Genomic DNA, 25,649 nt, shown 5'->3' on the forward strand with positions numbered 1-25,649 from the left:
GGTTTGATCTATGATGAGTGTTTTAAAAAAAATCTGTGGCTCTAAAAATAGTTTAAAGTCTTTTGATAACGAGGTTTATCAGTCTATAGAAAAAGAATTGCAACGCCAAAGATCACAACTGCAACTAATTGCATCAGAAAATTTTGCAAGCAAAGCGGTAATGGAGGCACAAGGCTCTTTTCTGACTAATAAATACGCAGAAGGTTATCCAGGCAGAAGATATTACTGTGGTTGTGAGCATGTGGACAAAGTTGAAAGTCTGGCTATAGAAAGACTTTGTAAGTTGTTTGGTGTAAAATTTGCAAATGTTCAGCCTCACTCTGGTTCTCAGGCAAATCAAGCAGTGTTTGCTTCACTGCTTACTCCAGGTGATACAATACTTGGATTGTCACTGAGTTGCGGTGGGCATCTAACTCATGGTGCGGCACCAAGCCTTTCTGGTAAATGGTTTAAGTCAATTCAATATACAGTGAATAAAGACACTTACTTGCTGGATATGGATGAGATAGAAAAGCTGGCGCTGGAGCATAAACCGAAATTGATCATAGCTGGTGCTTCTGCTTATCCGAGAAAAATGGACTTCAAACGCTTTCGCGAAATTGCAGATAAAGTTGGTGCTTATTTGCTTGTAGACATTGCTCACTATGCAGGGCTTATTGCAGCGGGCGAATATCCATCCCCTGCTGAATATGCACATGTTATGACTTCCACAACTCACAAAACTTTGCGTGGTCCTCGTGGTGGAATAGTGATGACCAATGATGAAGCATTACACAAAAAAATTCAATCTGCAGTTTTTCCAGGATTGCAGGGCGGGCCACTTATGCATGTGATAGCTGCAAAAGCTGTTGCATTTAAAGAAGCATTAGCACCAGAGTTTAAGACTTATAGCAAGAAAGTCGTGGAAAATGCGAAAGTGCTGGCTCAAGAATTGCAAAAGCATGGACTTGACATTATAACCGGTGGCACTGACTCTCATATAGTGCTAGTTGACTTAAGATCGCAGAAATTAACTGGAAAAGACGTTGTAGATAGCCTTGAGAGAGCCGGTATTACCTGTAATAAAAACTCTGTACCATTTGATACAGCAAAGCCGACCATCACTTCAGGGCTCCGTTTTGGCACCGCTGCTGAGACAACACGCGGACTTGAGGCAGAAAATTTTAAAGAGATAGCTGGTCTAATAAATGAAGTAATTCAAGGATTAATCAGCGGAAATAGCTCAAGTGTCGAAAAAGCAGTAAAAGCTAAAGTTGAAAGGATTTGTAGTAATTTTCCTATTTATTAATTTATGTGGTGTCATCCAAGTAGCTGGTAGAAACGAAAAAACTTACTTGACACCCTTTGCCAGCCCTCTTATCATGAAACTGAAGGTATTTATTTATCTTCAATCTGTGCAGATTAAACGACAACAGTATTACGTAATTGGCGTCTTATTTTTAATTTTTTGCACTATGCGCACCCTACGTCTTCACAACATTTCTGGGTTTTTACCTATATAAGCTGAAACGCGCTTATAAAGCGTTTAAGACAGTATAGCACGCCAATTTGCAGGATTAGAGAGTGACAACTAGGCTCTGTGGACAAAATTTTAGAGAAGCCATACAAGAGCTCCAACAAAATTGAGAAAACCAATAAAAACCTCAGCAGTTTTATCAAATCTGGAAAAAATGCGCCTAAAATTTTTAATTTTACCAAAAAAACACTCAATCAAATGACGTTCTTTGTAGATATGCTCATCGTAATACCTTTGCACTTTTCGATTCCGTTTTGGCGGAATAACTACTGTACATCCCTTGTCTTCAAGACTTGTAACAAAGGCATTGCTATCGTAGCCCTTGTCAGCTACTACAGTAGAGTTATAGATACTTTCGGTCAACACTTGTGCCTGCGTAATTTCATTTCTTTGACCAGGAGTCAGAGTAAATTTAAGTGGATTTCCAAGTGCATCGACAAGCGCATGTATTTTAGTTGTAAAGCCACCTTTGCTCCTCCCTAAAGCTTCTTGATCCTTGGAGTTTTTTGTATATCCAGATGAACATGGATGGGCTCGGATGATCGTACCGTCGATTATAGCAACTTCTAAATCAGGCTCTTGTTTAGTATATTCAAGCAATTTTTTCCAGACATCTCTTTCACACCATCTTTTAAATCGCTTATGTATACTCCTGTAATTACCATAAGTTTTTGATAAAAGTCTCCATTGGCAACCACTTCGCACTATGTACCACACTGCCTCTATGAATATTCTTAAACGTTTTTCATCTTTGCTGTGCATTCCTTTTACGCTTTTTATGAACTCTAAAATTTGTTTCCAATTTTCCTCTTTGATGTAATATTGCATATGGTAGTTTCTCCATTTTTTACCTATTAGGCTAAACTACCATCTTTTTCTCTCTTTTCATATTTTTTGTCCACAGAGCCTAGCTAATACGGGATTTCTTTTGCCTTTTTTTCTGCTTAGTAAATTTCTTAAACATTTAAACTAAGATGAGTTGCATTTAAAAGCAGCTAAATTGCAGTGTTTAAGACTTAAAAAACGCCAATACTGAAAATAGACAATGACTAGGCTCTGTGGACAAAATTTTAGAGAAGCCATACAAGAGCTCCAACAAAATTGAGAAAACCAATAAAAACCTCAGCAGTTTTATCAAATCTGGAAAAAATGCGCCTAAAATTTTTAATTTTACCAAAAAAACACTCAATCAAATGACGTTCTTTGTAGATATGCTCATCGTAATACCTTTGCACTTTTCGATTCCGTTTTGGCGGAATAACTACTGTACATCCCTTGTCTTCAAGACTTGTAACAAAGGCATTGCTATCGTAGCCCTTGTCAGCTACTACAGTAGAGTTATAGATACTTTCGGTCAACACTTGTGCCTGCGTAATTTCATTTCTTTGACCAGGAGTCAGAGTAAATTTAAGTGGATTTCCAAGTGCATCGACAAGCGCATGTATTTTAGTTGTAAAGCCACCTTTGCTCCTCCCTAAAGCTTCTTGATCCTTGGAGTTTTTTGTATATCCAGATGAACATGGATGGGCTCGGATGATCGTACCGTCGATTATAGCAACTTCTAAATCAGGCTCTTGTTTAGTATATTCAAGCAATTTTTTCCAGACATCTCTTTCACACCATCTTTTAAATCGCTTATGTATACTCCTGTAATTACCATAAGTTTTTGGTAAAAGTCTCCATTGGCAACCACTTCGCACTATGTACCACACTGCCTCTATGAATATTCTTAAACGTTTTTCATCTTTGCTGTGCATTCCTTTTACGCTTTTTATGAACTCTAAAATTTGTTTCCAATTTTCCTCTTTGATGTAATATTGCATATGGTAGTTTCTCCATTTTTTACCTATTAGGCTAAACTACCATCTTTTTCTCTCTTTTCATATTTTTTGTCCACAGAGCCTAGATCTCTTGCTACTTTTGCAACTGGTTGACCTACCTTTCTTTGTTCATTTGCCAGCTTAACAGCTTCCAATTTGAATTCTGCCGTATATTCTCTTGCCATTTCTAATCCTCCAAAATTTTATTTTACCCGAAAAAACTCCTTTCTTTCTCTCCACTTTTTCTGGGTAAGGTCAAACGGAAGAGGGTTGTATTTTTTCGTTAAAATTCTTGCATTTTATCCCAATGCTAATTTTACCATCCAAATAGCCCCTTTCCTGTTATCCAGGTAACTAACATTGGAGCCCAGAAAACTTTATCTATATATCATTTATTTTTGAAAATACTATGTTATAACTTAAATTAGAAAACTGATTCTTCTAAAAGTTGCTCACTATCCTCGTCTATTATGATAGAATTATCATGATTTCTGAGTAAATCTCTGATTTTCGTTTCTATTTCATTTGCGACTTCTTTGTTTGTTTTTAGGTAAGTTTTTACATTCTCTCTTCCTTGCCCAAGACGTGTGTTGTTATATGAATAGTAAGCGCCTGCTTTTTCAAGCACACCAAGCTTTGCTCCCATATCTATTATTTCTCCGAGTTTTGATATACCTTCATTGTACATTATATCAAATTTCGCTTCTCTAAATGGAGGAGCAACTTTATTTTTTACAACTTTAACTCTTGTTTCATTGCCTGTAATATTTTCTTTGTCTTTTATTACACCAATTTTTCTTATATCAAGCCTTACAGAAGTATAGAATTTTAATGCATTTCCACCCGTGGTAGTTTCAGGATTTCCATACACTACTCCTATTTTCATACGAATTTGATTAATAAATATCAATATACAGTTCGCTTTTGAAACGGCAGAGGTTAGCTTTCGTAGCCCGTGACTTAGAAGCCTTGCTTGCAGCCCCATATGTTGATCACCCATATCACCTTCAATTTCAGCTCTTGGAGTTAATGCTGCGACAGAGTCAATAACTATCACATCAACCGCACCAGAACACACTAAATACTCAACAATATGCAACGCCTGCTCTCCAGTGTCTGGTTGTGAAATCACTAAATCATCAGTGCTTACCCCAAGTTTACGAGCATATAAGACATCCAATGCATGTTCTGCATCGATAAATGCGCATGATCCTCCTTTTTTTTGTGCTTCAGCAATCACGTGCAAGGCAAGAGTGGTTTTACCAGAACTCTCGGGGCCAAATATTTCAATTATACGCCCTTTTGGCAGACCTCCAACACCTAGAGCCGAATCAAGCGCAATTGATCCTGTGGATATTGTGTCTATTTTTTCTACAGGGTTTTGCTTCAACTTCATTATTGCACCTTTACCGAATGCTTTTTCAATCTGGCTTATTGCGTTATCTAGCGCTTTTTGTTTATCACTATTTCTTTCTTCTGGGTTACTTGCCATAGATCATTTATTAATTTATATAATTCTCTATGATAATCAAACGCGAATAACCTGCCAAGGTTTTTCTAGGCTCTGTGGACAAAAAATATGAAAAGAGAGAAAAAGATGGTAGTTTAGCCTAATAGGTAAAAAATGGAGAAACTACCATATGCAATATTACATCAAAGAGGAAAATTGGAAACAAATTTTAGAGTTCATAAAAAGCGTAAAAGGAATGCACAGCAAAGATGAAAAACGTTTAAGAATATTCATAGAGGCAGTGTGGTACATAGTGCGAAGTGGTTGCCAATGGAGACTTTTACCAAAAACTTATGGTAATTACAGGAGTATACATAAGCGATTTAAAAGATGGTGTGAAAGAGATGTCTGGAAAAAATTGCTTGAATATACTAAACAAGAGCCTGATTTAGAAGCTGCTATAATCGACGGTACGATCATCCGAGCCCATCCATGTTCATCTGGATATACAAAAAACTCCAAGGATCAAGAAGCTTTAGGGAGGAGCAAAGGTGGCTTTACAACTAAAATACATGCGCTTGTCGATGCACTTGGAAATCCACTTAAATTTACTCTGACTCCTGGTCAAAGAAATGAAATTACGCAGGCACAAGTGTTGACCGAAAGTATCTATAACTCTACTGTAGTAGCTGACAAGGGCTACGATAGCAATGCCTTTGTTACAAGTCTTGAAGACAAGGGATGTACAGTAGTTATTCCGCCAAAACGGAATCGAAAAGTGCAAAGGTATTACGATGAGCATATCTACAAAGAACGTCATTTGATTGAGTGTTTTTTTGGTAAAATTAAAAATTTTAGGCGCATTTTTTCCAGATTTGATAAAACTGCTGAGGTTTTTATTGGTTTTCTCAATTTTGTTGGAGCTCTTGTATGGCTTCTCTAAAATTTTGTCCACAGAGCCTACGAGAGAAAGGTTGTAGATCTTGTGAAAACTGAAGGAAGGGGTACTGAACAAAGAGCACCTGTAGGAATATTAACCGAAAAGCCAAGCAGTACTATAGATCCTGATGGTGCTTTTAACACCTCAGCTCATGAAGTGGGTTGATTATTCTCCATACTCAAATCTCTAGCTAGGAACAATGAGCCACAGATTAGTATGGTTTTGACGTTTTGGATAGAGGCTTTTAATATGTGATTTGATATTGCATCGCCAATTGATTCACATTCAACTGCTTTTATTCCTATGTTATTGGCTTTTTCCCTAATCAAATTTGTATTTGTTGCTTTAGGTTCAGACTTAACACAAACCGCACATAGTAGCTTGATATATGGCTTTAAGTGCTCTAAGAACTCTTCCACATTTCTGTTACGAGTAACACCAAAAACCATATAAATACCTTCAGCAAAATTATCTTTTACCCACTGAGATAGTACTCTAGCACCATCATTATTGTGCGCACCATCTAAAAATAATTGCCAATCTTTCGGTAGTAGGAAAATTAAATTACCTTCTTTTATAAACTCTAGCCGTGCAGGCCAATAAGTGCACTGTAAACCTGAAGTGATATCCTCTTCTCCAATATCAAATTCATACTTTCCACTTAAAATACTACATGCTGCAATAGCATTGCCTGCATTAATCACCTGATGATCACCCTTTAAAGATGGCAAAGGAAATTCTATTGATTGAATAGCTGATTGAAAAACCATTTTGTTGTTCTTTTTTTTGCAATTCCATTCAAGACCTCCTCTATACAAGGAAGATTTCTTATTTATTGCGTGGTGTTCTAGCGTGTTCACTATAGATTTTTCTTGCGGTGCTATTACGCAAGGAACATTAGGTTTCATTATTCCAGCCTTTTCACCTGCTATAATTTCTACAGTAGGGCCAAGATATTCTGTATGATCAAGTGCAATGGAAGTAATGATTGTTAAAATCGGATTATCTATAACATTTGTTGCATCAAGCCTTCCACCCATACCCACTTCAACTAAAGTTATATCGGCTTTATGACGAGAAAAAGCTAAAAAAGCTGCAATAGTTGCAGCTTCAAACAGAGTGATAGGTTGTTCTGCAATTACGGCACGGCATTCTTCTAACAAGCTATATAATTCATTATCGTCGATATAACTGCCTGCAATAACTATTCTTTCATTAAAATTCACCAAATGTGGAGAAGTGTATGCGTGTACCTTATACCCTGCTGCTTGCATTATATATCTTATAAATGCTAGTGTTGAGCCTTTCCCGTTAGTTCCAGATATATGAATTACGGGAGGCACTTTTTTCTCGGGGTTATCTAGTTTGCTAAGAAAGCCTTTTATGCGATCAAGAGAAAAATCATTCGGCCTGCTACCAAGTGGCTTAGGCCAATGAGGCATATATATCATGGATTGTTATTGCATTTTAATTCAGCTATAACGCTTGCTATGCCATGCGTGTCGATTTTTTCACTAAATTGATAACGTTGATTAATAGCAATACTTATTCCACTCATTACAACATCACTTATCAAGAAAGAACTGTTATTTTTAGTAACTTTAAAATCAATATTTGTAAATTCTTCATCACCGTAAGAAAATCTTGTACCAATTAAGCAAGTTTCATCTTCAACTGCTTTTGTACTCATTATGATCATTTCACTATCATGCATGTATTTATATAAAATTTTAACGCACAAACGCGTAAGATACACTTCATACTCTCTTAAAAAATCTTCTTTTTCTTTTTGTTTAACTAAAGCCCAATGTTTTCCTATAACGAATTGCGATATTCCTTTGAGGTTAACATTGTTTTGAATGACCTCCTGAAGCTTTTTTTGCACACATTCCCGGTTTTTTTTATTCTCCTTTGTAGATATACCATCCACTTGTTGCTTCATAGTATGCACAAAAATTTTGTGATCTGTACAATTAGTGTAAGCACTTGAAGAAATTACAATAAAAACAATGATAGTTAAAACTTTAGTAATGTTCATAAGATATATTTATTAGCTATGATACTTAGAATGCAAAGTTTAATAAAGATTAAATAATAATCGCTAGCTTTAATATATCTATAGACACACCTTGTATAAATCATCTACAATTAATTAAGGGTCTGTTCTATGCGTTATGAGTTAAGTTAAATTTCCCGAGCGATAATTTCTAGTCAAGGGAATTGCCTCTGTTAATTTCGTTGAAATTGATACGCGATGCCCACCTTAACTTTAGTCTCAGGAATCTACTAAGGCTGACGGTAGATACGGATCCTATTTTGATTGGTTTAACATTTATGCTTCATCAATACAAAGAACAGGGTGTTTTCCTATGTTTGCCTAATGAAGTATTCCAAATTGTAATTGATGTTGAAAGGTATCCTGATTTTGTTCCTTGGTGCAAAGCCGTTTATATAAAAGAAAAAATTAACAACCAAATGGTTGTGGATCTCCTCGCAGCTTTTTATGGAATTAAAGGTAGATATACATCAGAAGTTACTTCTCTTTCTCCAAGTGGAACAAATGAAGGTTGGATAAAAGCTGTATCATCAAATGGAATATTTAAACATCTATACAATGAATGGCAATTCATTCCCATAGATGAAAATAAAACTATGGTAAAGTTTTATATAGAGTTTAAGTTTAAGTCCAACTCATTTTCCACTTTATTAAACTCAGTATATAAGTATACACAAAGTAAAATAATTGCTGCATTTAAAGATAGGGCTGAAAGCCTTGCTAAACAAAAGTTATCTTGACATTATTAATATAAATGTATAATTTTTTTTAGTAAGTTAAGTGTTTATATTGTAATGATTTTTAGACTATTGTTTTTATTAATTTTCATAAGTGTTAATTCTTATGCAGTTGTTAAGCAAGATTTATCCGATAACCAATACATTCAAAAAAAACCCAATGAAATAACATCAAATGAGCTATTATCGCCATTACCTGATGATAAATTATTAGGAGATCCAAAAGCACCAATTCTAATGATAGAATATGCTTCATTAACTTGTTATCACTGCTCTCTTTTTCATAGGAATGTTTTTCCTAAAATTAAAGAGAAATATATAGACACAGGTAAGATGTTATATATATTTCGTCATTTTCCTTTGGATTACAGAGGGCTAAAGGCTGCAATGCTAAGTCATTGCTACGAAAAACAAGAAGACTACTTTAATTTTAACAAAGCTGTTTTTAACTCAATAGATTCGTGGAATTACTACAATTTAAGTGATTTGACTTTACTACAAAGAATTGCTGCACTAAGCAACTTAAAGCAAGATGCATTTAACCAATGCATTAATGATAAGAAAATAATGGATAAAATCGTAAATGATAAATCACTGGCAATTAATAAACTTGGTATCACAGCCACTCCAATATTTTTCATCAAGCTTAACGATGATAAATCATATATAGAGCATAATAAAGTTAAACATGGAGGGTATAAAGAGCTGAAATACTTCACTAATGTGATAGATAAATTATATGGAAAAGCTATAGTGAAGTAATACCACTGTAGCTTACCATATAAAAGACTCTATGCTGAGTCATTGTTTTTCACTACTGTTTGTTGTTTTTTACGCTCAAACTCTCTTTTTTTACTGTGCCAAGTGTAGTAATACATAGCGATTTTATTCTCTATTAATACTATTGTCCCATCATAAAACTGAACCATATCCATAACTTTTCTCTGAGCTTCATCAAAACGTTCTTTATACTTTTCACGATAAGCTGGATTATGTAGTAACATAACCCCTTCATTCTTGTTAGATTTTTTGTTTAACGTTTCAACTTCACCAGCAATAGTATAAGACATATAACCCCCTCTAATTGATTATAAAAATTATATTTTAAAAAGAGAAATGCGCATAAACAATCCCTTTAATTCTAGCATAATAATCGACTGTTTATTATACTAGTTAACTATAGTACGATATATAATAATTTTTGTCACTTAAAATTTTATACTATGAAATAATAACTTAAAATAAATGTTTTTATTATTTTAAACTATATTATTATATTTATAAATTGTGTATGAATTAAGTCTCCCTAATTTATAATATATGCGTAATAATTTTAGTATAAAATTGTCATACATAAGAAATCTATTTGCAAAAGAATATAAAAAAATAGAAGAATATTGTATTCTTGAAAAAAAGCAACATATTCAAATTGGCCCTGAAGAAGGAAAGCTATTAAGTTTATTTATAAAAATCCAAAAAATCAAAAGTATTGTTGAGATTGGCACGTTATACGGTTACTCGTCGATTTGCATGGCAAAAGCTCTACTAAAAGACGGTCATATATATACAATAGAAAATAATCCTCAACACTCAAGAATAGCAAAAAAAAATTTTAGTGCTTTTAATCTAAGTGATAAAATTACTCTAATAGAAGGCGATGCACTGGAAAAAATTAATGAATTATCAGCAAAAGCACCATTTGACATGATATTTATTGATGCTGACAAAAGTAGTTATCCTAAGTATTTAGATTGGGCAGAGTCATACATTAAACAAGATGGGCTAATCGTTGCAGATAACACTCTACTGTTTAACACAGTATTTTTAGAATCGCCTCCAAAAGAAGTATCAGAAAAATCATGGCATGCCATGAGGGAGTTTAATAATAGATTATCAGATGAAAAAAAATATTTCTCTATATTGATTCCAACTGATGAAGGAATGACTGTAGCTTTAAAGCTAACATAAGTTAAAAATCAAGGTCAGCATAATGTTTAGGAGGGATTAAACCAGAAATCCTCTCTAATAATATCTCACGAAAACAAGGCTTTGATTTAACAATGGAGTACCATTCTTTTAAAATTTTACTTTTTTCCCATGGAAAACTACTTACATAATCCATTACGGAAATATGCGATGCTAAAGTAATATCAGCTAAAGTGAACTTATCAGTTGCAAGCCAAACGTTCTTGTTAATTAAGTGTTCGATGTATTCCATATGGCAAGGCAGGTTATGCTGAGCTGCATGAAGAAATCTAGAGTCAGGGCTGCGGTTAGTAATTACTTTTTCATTCATAATATACTTAGTAACTTCATTGTAAAATTTGTTATCGAACCAATTGATTAGAGCGCGTATTTTAGACTTAATAATAGTGGATGAACCAAGTAATTTGACGTCGCTATTGTAAGTCTCTTCTATATATTCACAAATGGCATTACTATCCGCTATTACAAAGTTATTATCTATTAACACTGGTACTTGCCCGGTTGGATTGATCTCCATAAATTCATTCCGCTTTTCCCACGGATTTTCATACACTAGATCACAGCCTAATTTTTTTTCTTTTAGAAAAGCTCTAACTTTTCGTGAAAATGGACAAAGAGGAAAATGATATAAAATCATAACACCTCTCCTTTGTCATCCCAGTACCTATAGGTTGTTATTCCAGTGCATGATACTGGCATCCAGCTTATTTCATTATGGACATTATTTTTAACATATACTCCTAGAATCCGTTGTACATTGCATAATTTGTAAATATTTTTATATCTGGATCCCAGTACAACTGTACGAACATTGTAGTTTGAGAGCAATTCCCACCGGAAGGGTGTCATTCCAGTGCTTGACACTGGAATCCAGTTCTTATTATACAACAGCCTGATGTATTCATTTAAAATTAAGTTTTCTGGATCCCAGTGTCTGGGCACTGGGATGACAGAAGAAGAGTATTTTGGGTAACAGTTATTTACTCCAAAGTAGCACTGCAAAAAATCTGACATATCAAATTATAAAACTAACATAGGATATACCTTGCTAAATAAAAAAAAAAGTATAATATTTTATAAGGTATGCAGGCAAAAACTCTGTAATTTGGTCAGATCAGAAATGAAGCAGCCATATCAGAACCTTTTTGGGTTGCATACCTATTTCATTATTTGTTTTATCCGAGGCTATGAATATAGCATTAAAACATCGTCCTAGTAGCTTTAAAGATCTAGTAGGTCAAGATATATTAGTGCGTGTATTAGAAAACGCTTTTATTTTAAACAAAATCCCACAATCTATACTGCTCTCTGGTAGTAGTGGAGTTGGTAAAACCACCACTGCAAGGATAATAGCTTTATGTTTGAATTGTTCCCTGGGGCCAATTTTTGAACCTTGCGGATCATGTGAAAATTGTCTAGCAATAAAAAATTCAAGCCATCCAGATGTAATTGAAATCGATGCAGCAAGTCACACTAGCATTGACGATATTAAAGTAATCCTGGGAGATATTTGCTATTCACCTATAAGCTCTAAATTCAAAGTCTACATTATAGATGAAGTACACATGTTATCCAGCAGTGCATTTAACGCATTACTTAAAACCCTAGAAGAGCCACCATCTAGTGTAAAATTCATTTTAGCAACTACGGAAATAAAAAAGATACCAATAACTATTATTGCACGTTGTCAAAGATTTGATTTACACAACATTCCTGTAGCTAAAATAGTGGAACGTTTAAATGATGTTGCACAAAAAGAGAGTTATTCCATTGAAAAGGGAGCATTAGAATTAATTGCACGACATTCTGGAAATTCAATGCGTAACGCCTTGTTTTTAATGAATCAAGCAGTGCTATATAGCAAAGATGGTGCAATATCCACTAAAAATGTGACAGACATACTTGGCCTAGTGGATAAAGATATTATATTCGATCTATTAGGAGCAATATTAGATGGTGATTTACAGAAAGCTCTATCAGTGTTTGACAAGGCGATAAAAACAGCAAACTCACTTAGTATTTTTGAAGGTCTATTGCAAACAATTCAGTTAGTATGCCGTCTTTTGATTACAAAAGAAATTGATAATGCAGTTACAACGCATGAAAAGAATAGGATAAAAGATTTAAGTATAAAGAAGTCTTTAATATTTTTTTCGAGATTGTGGAAGATGTTGCTTAAAGGTATTCAAGATATAAAAGCTTCAACATGCAATGACGTTGCTGCTGAAATGATGTTAATTAGTCTTTGCTATCTCTCTGATCTACCTTCTCCAGAACAGGTGATCAAAAAAGTTCTTTCACAGAATGCAGAGCAAGGAAATAGACAGGGCAGACCTGTTGCACCTTCCCCCTCTGTCACCCAAGTAGCTGACTACTCGGATCCAAAAAAATATGTGGAAAGTAAACAACAACCCCACTCTGTCATCCCAGTGCGTGACACTGGGATCCATGTGGAAAATAAACAACAAAATTACGATTTTGATAAGATTTTGCAACTATTAAGGCGGAGTAACCAAATTTATCTTTACAAACAACTGTGTAGTAATCTACAGTTAATAGATTGTAAACCTGGATATCTAAAATTAAAAGCTGTATCTAAGTTGGATAGTAATTTTTGCAATGATTTAAAAAATTACTTAAACCAGGTAACTCAGCAGGAGTGGGTTATTACAGTTGATACGGGTTATATAAACAGGGAAGTGAGTAATTTAAATTATGCACCTGCAGTTAAGGACATCCTTGACACGTTTAAAGGTGCAAAAGTAGTTAATATAGAAAATAAGGAGTAAGTTGTGGATCTTAGTCAAATAATGAAACAAATGCAAGAGATGCAAAAAAAGCTTGCAGAAGCTCAAGAAAAATATATTGGAAAAGAGTTTCAAGGTATTTCTGGTGGCGGCAAAGTTTCTGTATTAGTGGAAGTCATAAAAATAGGTAGCTATAAAGCTAAAAAGGTGAACATAGACTTAGAACTTATGAGAAATGAGGAAAAAGATATAGTAGAGGATTTAGTAACAGCAGCATTTAATGATGCCATTAAAAAAGCAGAAGAAGATATGGCAAATGCAACTCCTGATCTTGCAGGTATGATGGGTTTACCACCTGGGTTTAAACTTCCTTTTTGAATTTACTACTGAAGTTTCTTTTAGTGTAAGTATTTTTTTTCTAATACTAGACTTCTTTATATAATGCGCCTATAGCTAGCACAGCCCTATGTCATACCGCCGCGGTATCTCAGCCGCTAACAAGTAGCGGAATGATAGCAGTTCTACGTCATACCGTGATTCATTCCACAACTGTACAAACATTGCAATATGGCACGATATCACATAGTAAACGATGTCATTCCAGTGCTTGACACTGGAATCCAGCCTTGCCGTAATCTCATCAAGAACGTTGTGCTTTAACATAAAACGGCTACTTTTATGCTTACCAACTTAATAAAATTCCTGGATCCCAGTGTCAAGCACTGGGATGACAAGAAGAGGGTACTTGAATAAGAGGCATTGCCCTCCTGGTAGGCCCAAATTGCAATGTTCGTACAGTTGTGCGCGGTATCTCAGCCGCTAACAAGTAGCGGAATGACGAGGTCTTTCGATAGTAAATCTTACCTATGTTAGCTATACCAAAAAATCAAGAGTAAAAAAGTCGTATTTATTCATTAATAAAATCTTTGTCTTCTCCTAAAAATTAGTTAAAATGTAAGATATTTTGTGTTATTAAGTTAGCACTTGACTTAACTTTAGTTGTTACTTAGACTGCTAAAGTGGAATTTTAATTTTTTTACGAGGACAATTATGCATTATAAAAAGTTTTTTTCAGCAGCCGCTTTAGCAACGTTGCTAAGTTTATCAAGCTCTGCTTTTTCAGATCCTGTTGGTCCAATAAGTGATGAAGAAACTAGCTACTACGTTCGTTTGCAATACAATGGTGAATTTTTACCTCTTTTCACAAAAGTTGATGGTATTACAAATGTAACAGGCAAAGAAAAGGATAGTCCCTTAAAAGCATCTTTTATAGCTGGTGGTGGTGCGTTTGGCTATAAAATGGACGACATTAGAGTTGATGTTGAAGGGCTTTACTCATGGTTGAATAAAGATGCAGATGTAGTAGGTGATACAGTTGCAGATAATTTAACAGCAATTTCAGGACTAGTTAACGTTTATTACGATGTAGCAATTGAAGATATGCCTATCACTCCATACATTGGTGTTGGTGTTGGTGCAGCGTATATTAGCACTCCTTTGAAAACCCCTATAAATGATCAAAAAAGTAAATTTGGTTTTGCTGGTCAAGTAAAAGCTGGTGTTAGCTATGATGTAACTCCAGAAATCAAGCTTTATGCTGGAGCTCGTTATTTCGGTTCTTATGGTGCTAATTTTGATGGAAAAAAAACAGATCCTAAAGATTCAACCAAACAGGTTACTGATGCAGGCGCATACAAAGTTCTTTACAGCACTGTTGGTGCAGAAGCTGGAGTAGCGTTTAATTTCTAGTCTATCTCAGTCTTGTTATCCCAGTGGGTTTTTTCTTGTCATCCAAGTAGCATGACACTGGGATCTAGAAAAAGAAATGTGGATTCCAGTGTCAAGGCACTGGAATAACACTATTTGCTATGTGTTTAAGCTATAACGTTCACCATTGTATTGATAGAATATCATCTAAAGTTACATAATGTTATCCAATTAGCTAACACTGCGGCCTACTGTCTCCAAGAAATTAGATGGAAAATTTGTACTTTTTTCAAATCAAAGCTTGAATTTTTGCTGGAAAATCAATATATTATATGCATGAAGTTTTAATTTAAGTTGTTATGTTGACCCCAATGGCAAGCTTATGTGTCGATAGCAGAACCAATCTCATACAATATATTGCTAGGGTGCGAAAATTTCCCATGCTGTCTCAAGAGGAAGAAGTACAACTAGCAAAAAATTGGAACCAATACAAGGATATTTCTTCTGCTCATAAATTGATTACCAGCCATTTGAATTTGGTAGTGAAAATTGCAATGAAATTCAAAAATTATGGACTATTGTTGATGGACCTGGTCATGGAAGGGAATATGGGTTTAATGCATGCAGTAAAAAAGTTTAATCCTGATTTAGGGTTTCGTTTTTCAACTTATGCAGTGTGGTGGATTGAAGCTTCAATAAAAGACTTTATATTGAAATCTTGGTCATTTGTGAAAATAGGCACAACGCAAGCACAAAGAAGATTATTTTTTAGTTTACGTAAAATAAAAAAAAGAATTTTACAGTATACAAACAGAGAAACTTTAAATAATGAAGAAATAAAAGCAATATCTAATGAGCTTTCTGTATCCGAAGGAGATGTTGTACAAATGAATTACCGTTTGGCTTGTAAGGATCAGTCGCTAAACGATTGCATAAAAATAGGTGATGACTCTAAAAGGGAGTTACAAGATATGATCCCATGTAACTTGGTCAGTCAAGAAGTAACCTATCAGAATCATGAAGAAAAAGAATTAAAAGAAACAATTTTAAACAATGCACTAGCAAGCCTCAACGAAAGGGCAAGAGACATTTTTATCAGTAGATATTTGTCTGAAAACACTCAAACTCTAGATGAACTTAGTAAAAAATATTGTGTTTCAAGAGAAAGAATAAGGCAGTTGGCTGAGCAGGCGATGGCTAAGGTAAAACGATATATACAATCTGAAAGTTTGAAATTTGGTTTGCATGCGTAGTTTTTTTATATTTCTAATATTTTTTTCAATAGGCACTTTTGCATCAGTTAGTGATGTACAATTGAAGGAAAAATATAAAGATTGGCTCGTGTATACTGCATTGGAAGATGGAGAGAAAGTATGTTATATTGTATCCTATCCTAAAAAAAAAAGCGAACATTATACAACCAACCACAAGCCATATGTAATGGTTAGTTATGTTGATAAAAAAGCAGATGAGGTAAGCGTTACCTCTGGTTTTCAGTATGATAAGGAGCCTGTAGCTCTCAATATCGATAAAAAAATTAAATATACACTGCCCATAATACAGGGAAGTTTTGCATGGGCAGAGCATACAAAAATAGATCAAGATCTCATTCTAAAAATGAAGCAGGGATTATCAATGGTAGTGAATGGGAAAACAAAAACAGTGACCATTGATGATACTTATTCCCTACTTGGGTTTCAAAAAGCGTATCAAAAAATGCATGATTTATGCCATACAAAGTAAATTATTGTAACAGAATACCCAGCTATAGTATAAACTAGACTACTCTTTCAATGAATAGCACTTTACTTTATATGGAATGCGGATATCATTTAAAATATATTTTTGAGAGTTAGTAATGTCAGAGGTTGCAGGTGTAGATACAGAAATCAAAAAGCAAAATTCTGTGTGTGAGCAGATGCGTTTTAGCGTGAGCCGCACAAGTCTTTTAAATACATTATCCAGAGTAAGTGGAGTGGTTGAAAGGCGTAATGCAATAGATGTTTTGGCGTGTATAAATATCAAAGCACAACACGGCAGCATAAAATTAATGGCAACTGATCTTGACATTTCAATGTTTGCCTCACTTGCTGCAACCGTATTAACAGAAGGAGAAGTAAAAATTTCAGCGCATACTTTACATGACATAGTGAAGAAGTTACCCGCTGATTTGGATGTCAATTTTGAAGTAAACAACCAAGGAAAATTATTGATGTCTTGCGGAAATGCAAACTTTTCTTTACCGAATGTAGTTTCAAGCAGCTTTCCTGCTCTTGAAGAAGACAATTATAAACATGATTTTACTCTACTAAATACGGACCTGATAGATTTATTAACTAAAACAAAATTTGCTGTATCACTAGATGATACAAGGTATAATTTAAATGGAATATATCTACATACAGATGAGCAATTTCTGTACTGCGTTGCAACTGATGGCCATCGTTTATCATGTATAAAGAGGCCAAAGCCTGGGAACATCAATGGCGAATTTGGTGTGATCATTCCACGTAAAACTGTTATGGAGCTGTTAAAAATATTGGACGATTGTAATGAAATTAAAGTAAAACTCTCAGACAGAAAAATCAAGTTTACATGCGGTGAATATATTCTAATATCAAAATTAATAGATGGAACTTTTCCAAATTATAAAGCAGTTATTCCAGCATCTCAAGATAAGCATATGATTATTGAAAGTAAAAAACTTTCAGACGTTATAGATCGAGTTTCCGTTGTTGTATCTGATAAAGTAAAATCTATTAAATTCTCACTACAAGAAAAGCTGCTAACTCTGCATTCAAACTCCCAAGAGTGCAGTGATGCAACTGAATCCATAGAAGTGGACTACAATGAAGCCCCTATAGAAATAGGGTTCAACTCGCGTTATTTACTTGATGTTCTATCCTGCATAAAAAATAAATGTAAGTTTAGCTTAGCCGATGGTAATAGTGCTACAATTATCACTGATGAAGACGATTCAAGTGCATTATATGTAGTAATGCCAATGAGAACTTAAACTCGTCATCTCGCTGCTTGTTAGCGGAATCTGGAGATACCGTGGCGGTATGGCACTTATTTCACTAGCTTTTATTAAATTAGTAATCTATCTTTACCAAATATAAGCCAAAAGGTGGTGCAGTAACTCCAGCGGCACTTCTTTTGCATTGGTTTAATATATTTAGCATTTCTTGCGGATTGGTTCTATTTTTTCCAAATTCAACTAAAGTACCCACAATAATCCTCACTTGGTTATGTAAAAAGGAAATAGCAGATATTTTGATGTGTATATGATTCCCATTTTGTATTATATCGATATCATCAATTGTTCTTATCAGATTTGCGGCTTGACAATCTTTTGAACGGAAACTTGAAAGGTCATGTTTTCCAAGTAGATGTTTAGCAGCTTCACGCATAATATTTACATCAAGTGGGCTAAACACTTGCCATACATAACCCGTCTCCAGAGCGGCAGGAGCATAGCGATTAACTATTCTATATTCGTAATATCTTTTTTTTGCTGAAAACCGTGCGTGAAACGCATCATCTACAACTTCTGCATTAAGCACGACTATAGGAATTGATTTTAAATGATAGTTTATTGCATTCCTTATTCTATAAAGCTCAAATTCCTTTTCCATATCAAAATGAGCAACTTGTCCTAAAGCATGAACCCCTGCATCAGTCCTGCCACCACAGTACAAAGTAACTTTCTCACCACTAAAATTAAATATAGCATTTTCTATCTTCTCCTGGATTGAGTTAGCAGAGTGTTGCTGTTTTTGCCAACCAGAGAAACTACTACCATTATATTCTACCGTTATTTTGTATCGCACTGCATTACATCAAGCTCTATCTAAAATAGTCATTTTCTATCTTAACATAATTTATGGTCAAGCCTACAGTGCTGCCACTCCCATAAAGTAGTTCGTCCAATCTTAAATCTTGCTGCCACTGCTTCTCTGCTTTCTCCTTCGTCTAGCGCCTCCATTGCTTTTTTTCTTAAATCATAACTATATGCTGCTGGCATTCAACCTCCTTATCATTATCTATCCTTATCACATCCGGACTTCTATGAAAAGAGCTATAAATCGTGAAAAAGAACTGCTCATTAAGTGCTATTTGCTTAATAAATTTACTGACATTGGTATGGCTAAATTCGAAATGGCTACATGAATTTATCGTAAATTATTACCGTATAAGGTACGATGCGACAAAGCCATCCCAGTGTCAGCTACTCGGATGACACCGTCATAAAGGAACCAGTGTTAGCTACTTGGATGACAACCATTGTGCTTGAGGCAAAATTGACTATCACTTCTTTTTATAGAGCTTGCTCCAAACTTTGTTGTTAGTTAATACAAAAAACACTGTTAAAATTATAAAATACGCCACTACTTTTAATCCAAGTTTATGCCTGCGCTCTAATTCTGGCTCTCCTGCCCATTGTAAAAAATTTACCACGTCATATGCCATATTTTCAACTGTGGCTTGTCTTGCACCATCATATTCCACCATTCCTTCAGAAAGTGGTGGCGCCATAGCTAATCTGCCTGTTGGAAAATACGAATTAAAATATAAATCATTTTCATCGTGTTCGCCGTTTTGATAGCCTGTTAACAGTGAATAGACATAATTTGCACCATCATGCCTTGCTTTAATAATTAATGATAAGTCTGGTGGGACTGCACCATTGTTGCTTGCTGCAGCTGCTTCTTTTGTATCAAAAGGCGCAATAAAATAATCCGAAGGTACTCCAGGTCTGTCAAACATTTCACCCAAATCATTCGGACCATCTTTAACTTGGTAAGAAGCTGCTATCTGTTTTACATCTTCTTCAGAAAAACCGACATCTTGCAAATTACGAAATGCTACCCTATTCATTGAATGACAAGCAGCACAGACTTCTTTATACACTTTATAGCCACGCTGAATTGACTCTCTATCGAAAGATCCGACAATTACATCAAATTTCCAGTCTATTTTCTTATTTGGTAATGGTTTAAACTCTTCTGCAGATATAAGACTAGATAGAAATAACATGCAGGAGATTGCAAATACATTAGATCCCATGCGTAACCACTGTTTTAGTAAATTTCGAATTGATGACAACGGAAGATAGTGGAATGACACTGTGTGTTGTATACAACGTTCATACAGTTGTGTACATGATGCTGGAATCCATTTATTTTTTTTCTGGATCCCAGTGTCAAGCACTGGGATGACAGAAGAGGGTGCTGGGATGACAGAAGAGAGTTCTGGAATGACAGAAGAGGGCTCTGGGGTGAAAGAAGAGAGTTCTGGGATGACAGAGAATTTTGTAAGAGATCTGCTTTGAATTGACATCACCTCATCTCCGGCACAGAATCACTTAAGGTTTTTGGTGGTTCTTTTGGCTTTTCATACTTACTAAGCAGTGGTAAAACTATCACAAAGTATGCAAAGTAATAAAGAGTAAATAGCCTACTCATAGTGATGTAAGGTTCTTTCACCTCTTGTCCTCCAAGCCAGGCAAGAAGTGCAAAATTTATTGCAAAAACCCAAAAAAATTTCTTAAACACCGGGCGATAAGCACCACTTTTAACTTTTGATTTATCAAGCCAAGGTAACAAAAACCACACTAAAATAGACGCAAACATGGTAAGCACACCAGTAAGTTTATCTGGAATCGAACGTAGCATTGCATAAAAAGGTAAAAAATACCACTCTGGCACTATGTGTACCGGAGTTACCATAGAGTCAGCTTCTATATAATTATCTGGATGCCCAAGATAATTGGGAGCATAGAAAACAAATGCGAACAAAACTACAAAAAACAGACCAAAAGTTATGCAATCCTTGACTATATAATAAGGATAGAGAGGGATGGTATCCTTATCTGATTTTACCTCCACTCCACTTGGGTTACCAGAGCCAAACCTATGCAGAGCTATCACATGAAGCATAGCTAAAGCAATAATAACAAAAGGCAGAAGATAATGCAGAGCGAAAAAACGGTTAAGTGTTGGGTTATCCACTGAAAAACCACCCCATAACCATATAACTATTTTATTGCCAATTAAAGGTATAGCAGAAAATAAGTTGGTTATAACTGTTGCACCCCAGAAACTCATTTGTCCCCAAGGCAATACATATCCCATAAAGGCAGTTGCCATCATTGCAAAAAATATAAATATTCCAATAAACCACACCATCTCTCTCGGTCTTTTATAAGATCCGTAATATAATCCACGCATTATATGAACATAGACTACCATAAAGAAGAGCGATGCTCCAACAGCGTGAGTGTAGCGTATTAACCACCCGTAATTCACATCTCGCATTATGCGCTCTACACTATTAAACGCATAATCAACATGCGGAGTGTAGTGCATAGCAAGAAATATACCTGTTATTATTTGTAAAATCAGCGCTATACCAGCCAAAGAGCCAAAGTTCCAAGCATAATTTAAGTTTTTTGGCACTTGGTAAGAAGCAGTGTGTCTTAGAAAAGAAAATATAGGCAATCTATATTCTATCCATCCTAATATGCCTTTTTCTTCTTTTATTGTTTCTTTTTTGTTATCTTCCTGCATAACTTAAACCTTTCTGAACACATGTCCATTGCTACTTTTATCTTATTTTTTTATTGTAGCAACTTATCCTTTACGCACAAATAAAAACTTTAAAGCAATATTAATTACCTCTTCAGCAACCTATCACGTGCCGCATTTAATTTTTGTGTAAAATATTCCGAGCCTCCTTATATCTGGATGGACTAGCTTCATTAAATTTTAATATGCTTTATTGATTTCATTTTGGTTAGCTCCAGAATCTATTCCTAGCACTTTAAACGCTCCATCTCTGAACATGTTACTACTACCGGACTAGTATGATTTTGTCTTGTAAATTTATTCAACAACCCTATTCTAACTATAGAATGAAAAATTATCTACAAAGTGTTTATAAAGATGGTATGAAAATCCAACTATCTAAAGTTAACAAATATTTATTAGTTTTACTGATTACTGTTTCAGCATTTCTCATATCTGGGCAAGTATCCAGTTCAAGCAATATCGAGAATGATTTTCAAGATTTACAAGAAAAATTACCATTATTGAAAGATCAGGATTTGTTATTTTTAGATCCAGCTTCAGCTTTAAATTATGGTGATAGGGCAGGTAAAAAAGTGTTAATGGTTATAGTTCACCATACTGAAACATCAACATTAAAAGGTACAAAAGATACACTGAATGCTAGAGGATTGTCAGTTCATTTTATTGTCGATAGGGATGGCAGCATCACCTTAATGGTTCCATTAGAGAAAGAAGCATGGCATGCTGGTATTAGTTATGCAAGAGTTAAGATAGATAGCAAGCTTGAAGAGCTACGGAAGCTTAACAACTACTCTGTAGGTATTGAAATTGTAAACACAGGACTTGAGCCTTTTCCGGAAGAGCAAATGAGATCCGTTAAAGAGCTGATTTTATATCTTATGGAGCGTTTTAAAATTAAAAGGGATATGATATTTAGTCATTCTGAAATAGGAACTATAGTGCATGATCCAGAGCTTGGCTATACAATGCGTAAACCAGATCCACACAAATTGTTTGATTGGGAGTTATTAGAGAAAAATGGAATTGGATTGCACATAAGTGACAGAATAAACCCTAAAGATGCTAAACAGCAAATGGGCGAAATATTGTATAAAGCAGGTGATAGAAATGAAGGTATTTTGAAATTAAAACAAAGGCTGAACAAATTTTTCTATAAGATACTACCCTGGAATGATAAGAAAGGTAATGTAATTTTTCCTGATAATAATGCTGATTACTCAGATAAGTTTGACGAGAATTTTGTATGGGTTATTTATCAGTTCTCAATACATAATTTACCAAGAGAAATTAGAAAAGATTTACCTCTTAAATTAGAACAAGCGGATATATTTCCTGAATTCTTTAGTAAATATAGTCATGGCATTTCTTCTAGTTATTTAACCTTTAGTGAAAAATTTAAATCGACTCTACAACCATGTTTAAGCAAAGTAGATTATGAGAATTTATTATCTTCTCTTGCACAATATGAGAATAACATTTCTCCTGATGCATCTACCACTTTAATGTACAAAATTAAGTTATACTATGATTCTTATTTAAGATATCGCATATGGTCTTCACTCTATGAACCATTTAAGCTTAATGTATTGGAAGAGTTAGACATTTTAAAGAGTGGAGTGTTATCTTTAAAATCACTAGATAGCTCTAAAGCTGCAGAAGTTTCCAGTTTAATTGATAGCTTTAAAGTAGATATTTCTTTAGAATTTCAGGATTTTGAAAAACAGTGGTTTCAGGAGTTTAAGAATGCTTGGAGACAAGAATTTATACCTTCCCTGGAAGAACAGATAACATGGACTGCGCTACATGAAGCAATATTGGAGTATTTAGAAAAAGCAAAGGAAGAAATTTGTTAAACGAAAACTTTTTTTAAGATCACTTTTTTAACAATTTATCACGCGCCGCATTTAGCTTTTGCGCAAAATATTCTGAGCCTCCCTTATCTGGGTGAACTAACTTCATTAAATTTTGATATGCTTTATTGATTTCATTTTGACTTGCCTCAGGATTCAGCCCCAGTATCTTTAATGCTTCATCTTTGGATATGTTATTACCAGTGTAATTTTCAGTATAACTTCTACTGCTATTAAATTCGTTCAAAAACTTACTCAATACAGAGTTTATCATGAAACTTATGTTATTTTTTTTTGTCAGGAAGAGAAAAAATACAACAACGCTAGGCAAGACAAACGTGATTATTATGAATACTAAAAAAAGGAAAAAGATGAATGACATGTATATTTTTTTATCATTTTATGATTAAATAGTAACAATTATAATTGTCATGGTAAATAACATGTTCATCCAGATTGAAGAAACACCAAATCCAAACACACTGAAATTTCTTCCTGGATTTGCAATTCTAAACGAAGGAGAAACGGCTGATTTTTTAAATGCAGACGAAACAAAAAACTCCAAGTTAGCAGCAAATCTTTTTCAAATAGAACATGTGGTAAGAGTGTTTTTTGGTCATGATTTTATTTCAGTAACAAAATTGGGTGGAATTAATTGGGATACATTAAAAGTAGAAATTTTAACTACAATTATGGATCACTTTACTTCAGGTGGAAAAGCGCTAGATAAAGAAGGAGTGAATGATCCAGACGAGGAATTTTTTGATGAAAGTGATATAGAAATTGTAAATAGAATAAAAGAATTGATGGAAAGTTATATCAAACCTGCAGTTGCTCAAGACGGTGGTGATATCAAATTCCGTGGCTATAAAGATGGAATAGTTTATGTTGAGCTGCAAGGAGCCTGCTCTGGGTGCCCAAGTGCTGCAATTACTTTAAAGCAAGGAGTGCAGAATATGCTGAGCTACCACATACCAGAGGTTGCGGGTATAGAGACTACACTATGACTAATCAAACAGTTAGAGGAACGAAAGACCTTCTATTTGATGAGTGGTATAAGTTTAAATACATTCAGCAAACAGCAAATAGAATCTCAAGTCTATACGGCTTTTTGCCCGCCCAGACTCCAATATTTGAGTACACGGAGGTTTTTACAAAAACCTTAGGTGATAGCTCAGACATCATCACTAAAGAGATGTATAGCTTCAATGATAAAGGGGGAAAGAGCATAACTTTACGTCCTGAGTTCACCGCAACGATTGTTAGACTATTAATCGAAAAAAAACTGCAAACACCGATCAAATTATTCTCAACAGGACCTGCATTTCGCTATGAAAGACCGCAAAAGGGAAGACAAAGGCAATTTCATCAGATAAATTTTGAGGTTTTTGGCATAGAAGATCCAAAAGCTGATATTGAATTGATATCACTCGCTCAGCACTTACTAATTGAATTTGGCATCAATAAAAATGTAAAGCTGGAAATTAACTCTTTGGGTGATGGTGAAACAATAACTAAGTATAGAGAAGCTTTGGTATCATACTTTAGAAAGTATCAAAATGATCTATCAGAAGATAGCAAAAATAGGTTGATCAAAAATCCACTCAGAATACTGGATTCTAAGGATGAGAAAGATAAATCAATAATTTTGGATGCACCTAAAATCAGTGATCACTATACAAAAGAATCTTCATATTTCTTTGATCAGGTGTTAAATGGACTGCAAGCTCTTGGCATACCTTACACTGTAAATAGCAAATTAGTTCGAGGCCTGGATTATTATTGCCACACAGTATTTGAATTTGTTACAGAGGATTTAGGTGCACAAGGGGCAGTTTTTGCCGGTGGAAGATACGATAATTTAGTATCTTCAGTAGGTGGAAAACACACTCCAGCAATAGGATTTGCAGGGGGTATTGAGCGCATAATGGAGTTAATCAATTATTCTCCGAAAGAAGAGCGACCTATTTACCTAATTCCAATCGGTAGAGAGGCTGAAGAATATGCCATAACACTTGCGAATGAATTGCGCAGAAATGGTTTATATGTAATCTATGAATATAGCGGAACGCTCAAAACCCGAATGAAAAAAGCAAATCAAGCAAATGCTAAAGCTGCTTTAATTTTTGGCGATGAAGAATTGAGTAGTAAAACTTTAAAGATTAAAAACATGGATACAGGTGAAGAAAAAATAATTGCTCGCGATAACACAATAGAAAACATCTAATTAGGAGCAATGCAAATGTT

At 34.6% G+C, this 25,649-nt stretch carries 26 protein-coding genes, 2 other RNA genes and 3 pseudogenes; 17 read left to right on the forward strand and 14 right to left on the reverse strand.

Going from position 1 to position 25,649, the window contains the following annotated elements; genetic code table 11:
* Positions 1-10: 10 nt before the first annotated feature.
* On the forward strand, positions 11-1,288 hold the full coding sequence (gene glyA / locus OPR60_RS02195) for a serine hydroxymethyltransferase (protein ID WP_065095441.1): 1,278 nt from the start codon (positions 11-13) through the stop codon (positions 1,286-1,288).
* Positions 1,289-1,591: 303 nt separating this feature from the next.
* On the opposite strand, the gene OPR60_RS02200 is transcribed toward glyA, so the two are convergent.
* The 4 genes from OPR60_RS02200 to recA form a co-directional block, all read right to left on the reverse strand.
* Complete coding sequence (locus OPR60_RS02200; RefSeq protein ID WP_265039650.1) at positions 1,592-2,344, reverse strand: IS5 family transposase; 753 nt, start codon at positions 2,342-2,344, stop codon at positions 1,592-1,594.
* A 242-nt stretch (positions 2,345-2,586) separates the two neighbouring features.
* Complete coding sequence (locus tag OPR60_RS02205) at positions 2,587-3,339, reverse strand: IS5 family transposase (protein ID WP_265039632.1); 753 nt, start codon at positions 3,337-3,339, stop codon at positions 2,587-2,589.
* A gap of 26 nt (positions 3,340-3,365) precedes the next feature.
* Positions 3,366-3,521 carry a hypothetical protein gene (locus OPR60_RS02210; protein ID WP_265039636.1) on the reverse strand — a complete coding sequence of 52 codons (156 nt, stop codon included), beginning with the start codon at positions 3,519-3,521 and terminating at the stop codon, positions 3,366-3,368.
* A 239-nt stretch (positions 3,522-3,760) separates the two neighbouring features.
* On the reverse strand, positions 3,761-4,828 hold the full coding sequence (recA, locus tag OPR60_RS02215) for a recombinase RecA (RefSeq protein ID WP_012673345.1): 1,068 nt from the start codon (positions 4,826-4,828) through the stop codon (positions 3,761-3,763).
* Between the two features lie 148 nt (positions 4,829-4,976).
* Between recA and OPR60_RS02220 the strand changes: the two genes are divergently transcribed.
* Entirely contained in the window at positions 4,977-5,729 is a 753-nt protein-coding gene (locus OPR60_RS02220; protein ID WP_265039901.1) for an IS5 family transposase, read from the forward strand.
* Positions 5,730-5,875: 146 nt separating this feature from the next.
* Here OPR60_RS02220 and OPR60_RS02225 read toward each other — a convergent pair whose 3' ends face one another.
* The gene (locus tag OPR60_RS02225) at positions 5,876-7,177 is read right to left on the reverse strand and encodes a bifunctional folylpolyglutamate synthase/dihydrofolate synthase (protein ID WP_265039902.1); all 1,302 of its coding nucleotides are present in this window, start codon (positions 7,175-7,177) and stop codon (positions 5,876-5,878) included.
* Positions 7,174-7,764, reverse strand: a complete 591-nt coding sequence (locus tag OPR60_RS02230; RefSeq protein ID WP_265039903.1) for an MlaC/ttg2D family ABC transporter substrate-binding protein — start codon at positions 7,762-7,764, stop codon at positions 7,174-7,176. The genes OPR60_RS02225 and OPR60_RS02230 overlap by 4 nt, the downstream gene beginning before the upstream one ends.
* 116 nt (positions 7,765-7,880) lie before the next feature.
* Here OPR60_RS02230 and ssrS point away from each other — a divergent pair.
* From ssrS to OPR60_RS02245, 3 genes are all read left to right on the forward strand, one after another.
* A non-coding RNA gene (gene ssrS / locus OPR60_RS02235) (6S RNA) lies at positions 7,881-8,041 on the forward strand.
* 19 nt (positions 8,042-8,060) lie between these two features.
* Positions 8,061-8,522 (forward strand): type II toxin-antitoxin system RatA family toxin, encoded by a 462-nt coding sequence (locus tag OPR60_RS02240; RefSeq protein ID WP_458694349.1) that lies wholly within the window; start codon positions 8,061-8,063, stop codon positions 8,520-8,522.
* Positions 8,523-8,576: 54 nt separating this feature from the next.
* The gene (locus OPR60_RS02245; protein WP_065094498.1) at positions 8,577-9,281 is read left to right on the forward strand and encodes a DsbA family protein; all 705 of its coding nucleotides are present in this window, start codon (positions 8,577-8,579) and stop codon (positions 9,279-9,281) included.
* A 29-nt stretch (positions 9,282-9,310) separates the two neighbouring features.
* Here OPR60_RS02245 and OPR60_RS02250 read toward each other — a convergent pair whose 3' ends face one another.
* Positions 9,311-9,589 (reverse strand): DUF2671 domain-containing protein, encoded by a 279-nt coding sequence (locus OPR60_RS02250; protein ID WP_006279425.1) that lies wholly within the window; start codon positions 9,587-9,589, stop codon positions 9,311-9,313.
* A gap of 250 nt (positions 9,590-9,839) precedes the next feature.
* Here OPR60_RS02250 and OPR60_RS02255 point away from each other — a divergent pair, with 250 nt between their 5' ends.
* Positions 9,840-10,487, forward strand: coding sequence for an O-methyltransferase (locus OPR60_RS02255; protein ID WP_010081993.1), 648 nt, complete (start codon positions 9,840-9,842; stop codon positions 10,485-10,487).
* A 1-nt stretch (position 10,488) separates the two neighbouring features.
* On the opposite strand, the gene OPR60_RS02260 is transcribed toward OPR60_RS02255, so the two are convergent.
* Together OPR60_RS02260 and OPR60_RS06995 are read right to left on the reverse strand one after the other, a co-directional pair.
* On the reverse strand, positions 10,489-11,142 hold the full coding sequence (locus OPR60_RS02260; protein WP_065094500.1) for a glutathione S-transferase family protein: 654 nt from the start codon (positions 11,140-11,142) through the stop codon (positions 10,489-10,491).
* Between the two features lie 162 nt (positions 11,143-11,304).
* A pseudogene (locus tag OPR60_RS06995) lies at positions 11,305-11,450 on the reverse strand (WPE palindromic element domain-containing protein); the annotation flags it as partial.
* A gap of 127 nt (positions 11,451-11,577) precedes the next feature.
* Between OPR60_RS06995 and ffs the strand changes: the two are divergent.
* The 7 genes from ffs to dnaN all read left to right on the forward strand — a co-directional run bounded on the left by ffs (position 11,578) and on the right by dnaN (position 17,975).
* An RNA gene (ffs, locus tag OPR60_RS02270) (signal recognition particle sRNA small type) lies at positions 11,578-11,677 on the forward strand.
* Positions 11,678-11,692: 15 nt separating this feature from the next.
* Positions 11,693-13,294 carry a DNA polymerase III subunit gamma/tau gene (dnaX, locus tag OPR60_RS02275; RefSeq protein ID WP_265039906.1) on the forward strand — a complete coding sequence of 534 codons (1,602 nt, stop codon included), beginning with the start codon at positions 11,693-11,695 and terminating at the stop codon, positions 13,292-13,294.
* 21 nt (positions 13,295-13,315) lie between these two features.
* Positions 13,316-13,630 carry a YbaB/EbfC family nucleoid-associated protein gene (locus OPR60_RS02280; RefSeq protein WP_065094503.1) on the forward strand — a complete coding sequence of 105 codons (315 nt, stop codon included), beginning with the start codon at positions 13,316-13,318 and terminating at the stop codon, positions 13,628-13,630.
* A gap of 672 nt (positions 13,631-14,302) precedes the next feature.
* On the forward strand, positions 14,303-15,001 hold the full coding sequence (locus tag OPR60_RS02285; RefSeq protein ID WP_065094504.1) for an acyloxyacyl hydrolase: 699 nt from the start codon (positions 14,303-14,305) through the stop codon (positions 14,999-15,001).
* Between the two features lie 317 nt (positions 15,002-15,318).
* Positions 15,319-16,212, forward strand: coding sequence for an RNA polymerase factor sigma-32 (locus OPR60_RS02290; RefSeq protein ID WP_065094505.1), 894 nt, complete (start codon positions 15,319-15,321; stop codon positions 16,210-16,212).
* The gene (locus OPR60_RS02295) at positions 16,205-16,702 is read left to right on the forward strand and encodes an invasion associated locus B family protein (RefSeq protein WP_320109787.1); all 498 of its coding nucleotides are present in this window, start codon (positions 16,205-16,207) and stop codon (positions 16,700-16,702) included. Before OPR60_RS02290 ends, OPR60_RS02295 begins: the two co-directional genes overlap by 8 nt.
* Positions 16,703-16,817: 115 nt before the next feature.
* The gene (dnaN, locus tag OPR60_RS02300; RefSeq protein ID WP_038199350.1) at positions 16,818-17,975 is read left to right on the forward strand and encodes a DNA polymerase III subunit beta; all 1,158 of its coding nucleotides are present in this window, start codon (positions 16,818-16,820) and stop codon (positions 17,973-17,975) included.
* A 79-nt stretch (positions 17,976-18,054) separates the two neighbouring features.
* Here the strand turns inward: dnaN and truA are convergent, their stop codons facing one another.
* Together truA and OPR60_RS02310 are read right to left on the reverse strand one after the other, a co-directional pair.
* On the reverse strand, positions 18,055-18,792 hold the full coding sequence (gene truA, locus OPR60_RS02305) for a tRNA pseudouridine(38-40) synthase TruA (RefSeq protein ID WP_065094507.1): 738 nt from the start codon (positions 18,790-18,792) through the stop codon (positions 18,055-18,057).
* A 71-nt stretch (positions 18,793-18,863) separates the two neighbouring features.
* Positions 18,864-18,986 (reverse strand): annotated as a pseudogene (locus OPR60_RS02310) (IS630 transposase-related protein); the annotation flags it as partial.
* Positions 18,987-19,033: 47 nt separating this feature from the next.
* Between OPR60_RS02310 and OPR60_RS07000 the strand changes: the two are divergent.
* A pseudogene (locus tag OPR60_RS07000) lies at positions 19,034-19,132 on the forward strand (IS5 family transposase); the annotation flags it as partial.
* A gap of 138 nt (positions 19,133-19,270) precedes the next feature.
* On the opposite strand, the gene OPR60_RS02315 reads toward OPR60_RS07000, so the two are convergent.
* Together OPR60_RS02315 and OPR60_RS02320 are read right to left on the reverse strand one after the other, a co-directional pair.
* Entirely contained in the window at positions 19,271-20,029 is a 759-nt protein-coding gene (locus OPR60_RS02315; RefSeq protein WP_265039916.1) for a cytochrome c1, read from the reverse strand.
* A gap of 272 nt (positions 20,030-20,301) precedes the next feature.
* Positions 20,302-21,531: a cytochrome b gene (locus tag OPR60_RS02320; protein WP_265039918.1), complete on the reverse strand. Its 1,230-nt coding sequence runs from the start codon at positions 21,529-21,531 to the stop codon at positions 20,302-20,304.
* A gap of 296 nt (positions 21,532-21,827) precedes the next feature.
* On the opposite strand from OPR60_RS02320, the gene OPR60_RS02325 reads away from it, so the two are divergent.
* The gene (locus OPR60_RS02325) at positions 21,828-23,405 is read left to right on the forward strand and encodes an N-acetylmuramoyl-L-alanine amidase (RefSeq protein ID WP_265039920.1); all 1,578 of its coding nucleotides are present in this window, start codon (positions 21,828-21,830) and stop codon (positions 23,403-23,405) included.
* A gap of 19 nt (positions 23,406-23,424) precedes the next feature.
* On the opposite strand, the gene OPR60_RS02330 is transcribed toward OPR60_RS02325, so the two are convergent.
* Complete coding sequence (locus OPR60_RS02330; RefSeq protein ID WP_265039921.1) at positions 23,425-23,661, reverse strand: J domain-containing protein; 237 nt, start codon at positions 23,659-23,661, stop codon at positions 23,425-23,427.
* A gap of 184 nt (positions 23,662-23,845) precedes the next feature.
* Here OPR60_RS02330 and OPR60_RS02335 point away from each other — a divergent pair, with 184 nt between their 5' ends.
* A complete protein-coding gene (locus tag OPR60_RS02335; protein ID WP_065094510.1) occupies positions 23,846-24,409 on the forward strand; it encodes a NifU family protein in 564 nt (187 codons plus the stop codon).
* Positions 24,406-25,629, forward strand: coding sequence for a histidine--tRNA ligase (gene hisS, locus OPR60_RS02340; RefSeq protein WP_265039922.1), 1,224 nt, complete (start codon positions 24,406-24,408; stop codon positions 25,627-25,629). Before OPR60_RS02335 ends, hisS begins: the two co-directional genes overlap by 4 nt.
* The last annotated feature ends 20 nt before the right edge of the window (positions 25,630-25,649 follow it).

Source organism: Wolbachia endosymbiont (group A) of Trypoxylon clavicerum (assembly GCF_947251665.1).
GTDB classification, from domain to species: domain Bacteria; phylum Pseudomonadota; class Alphaproteobacteria; order Rickettsiales; family Anaplasmataceae; genus Wolbachia; species Wolbachia pipientis.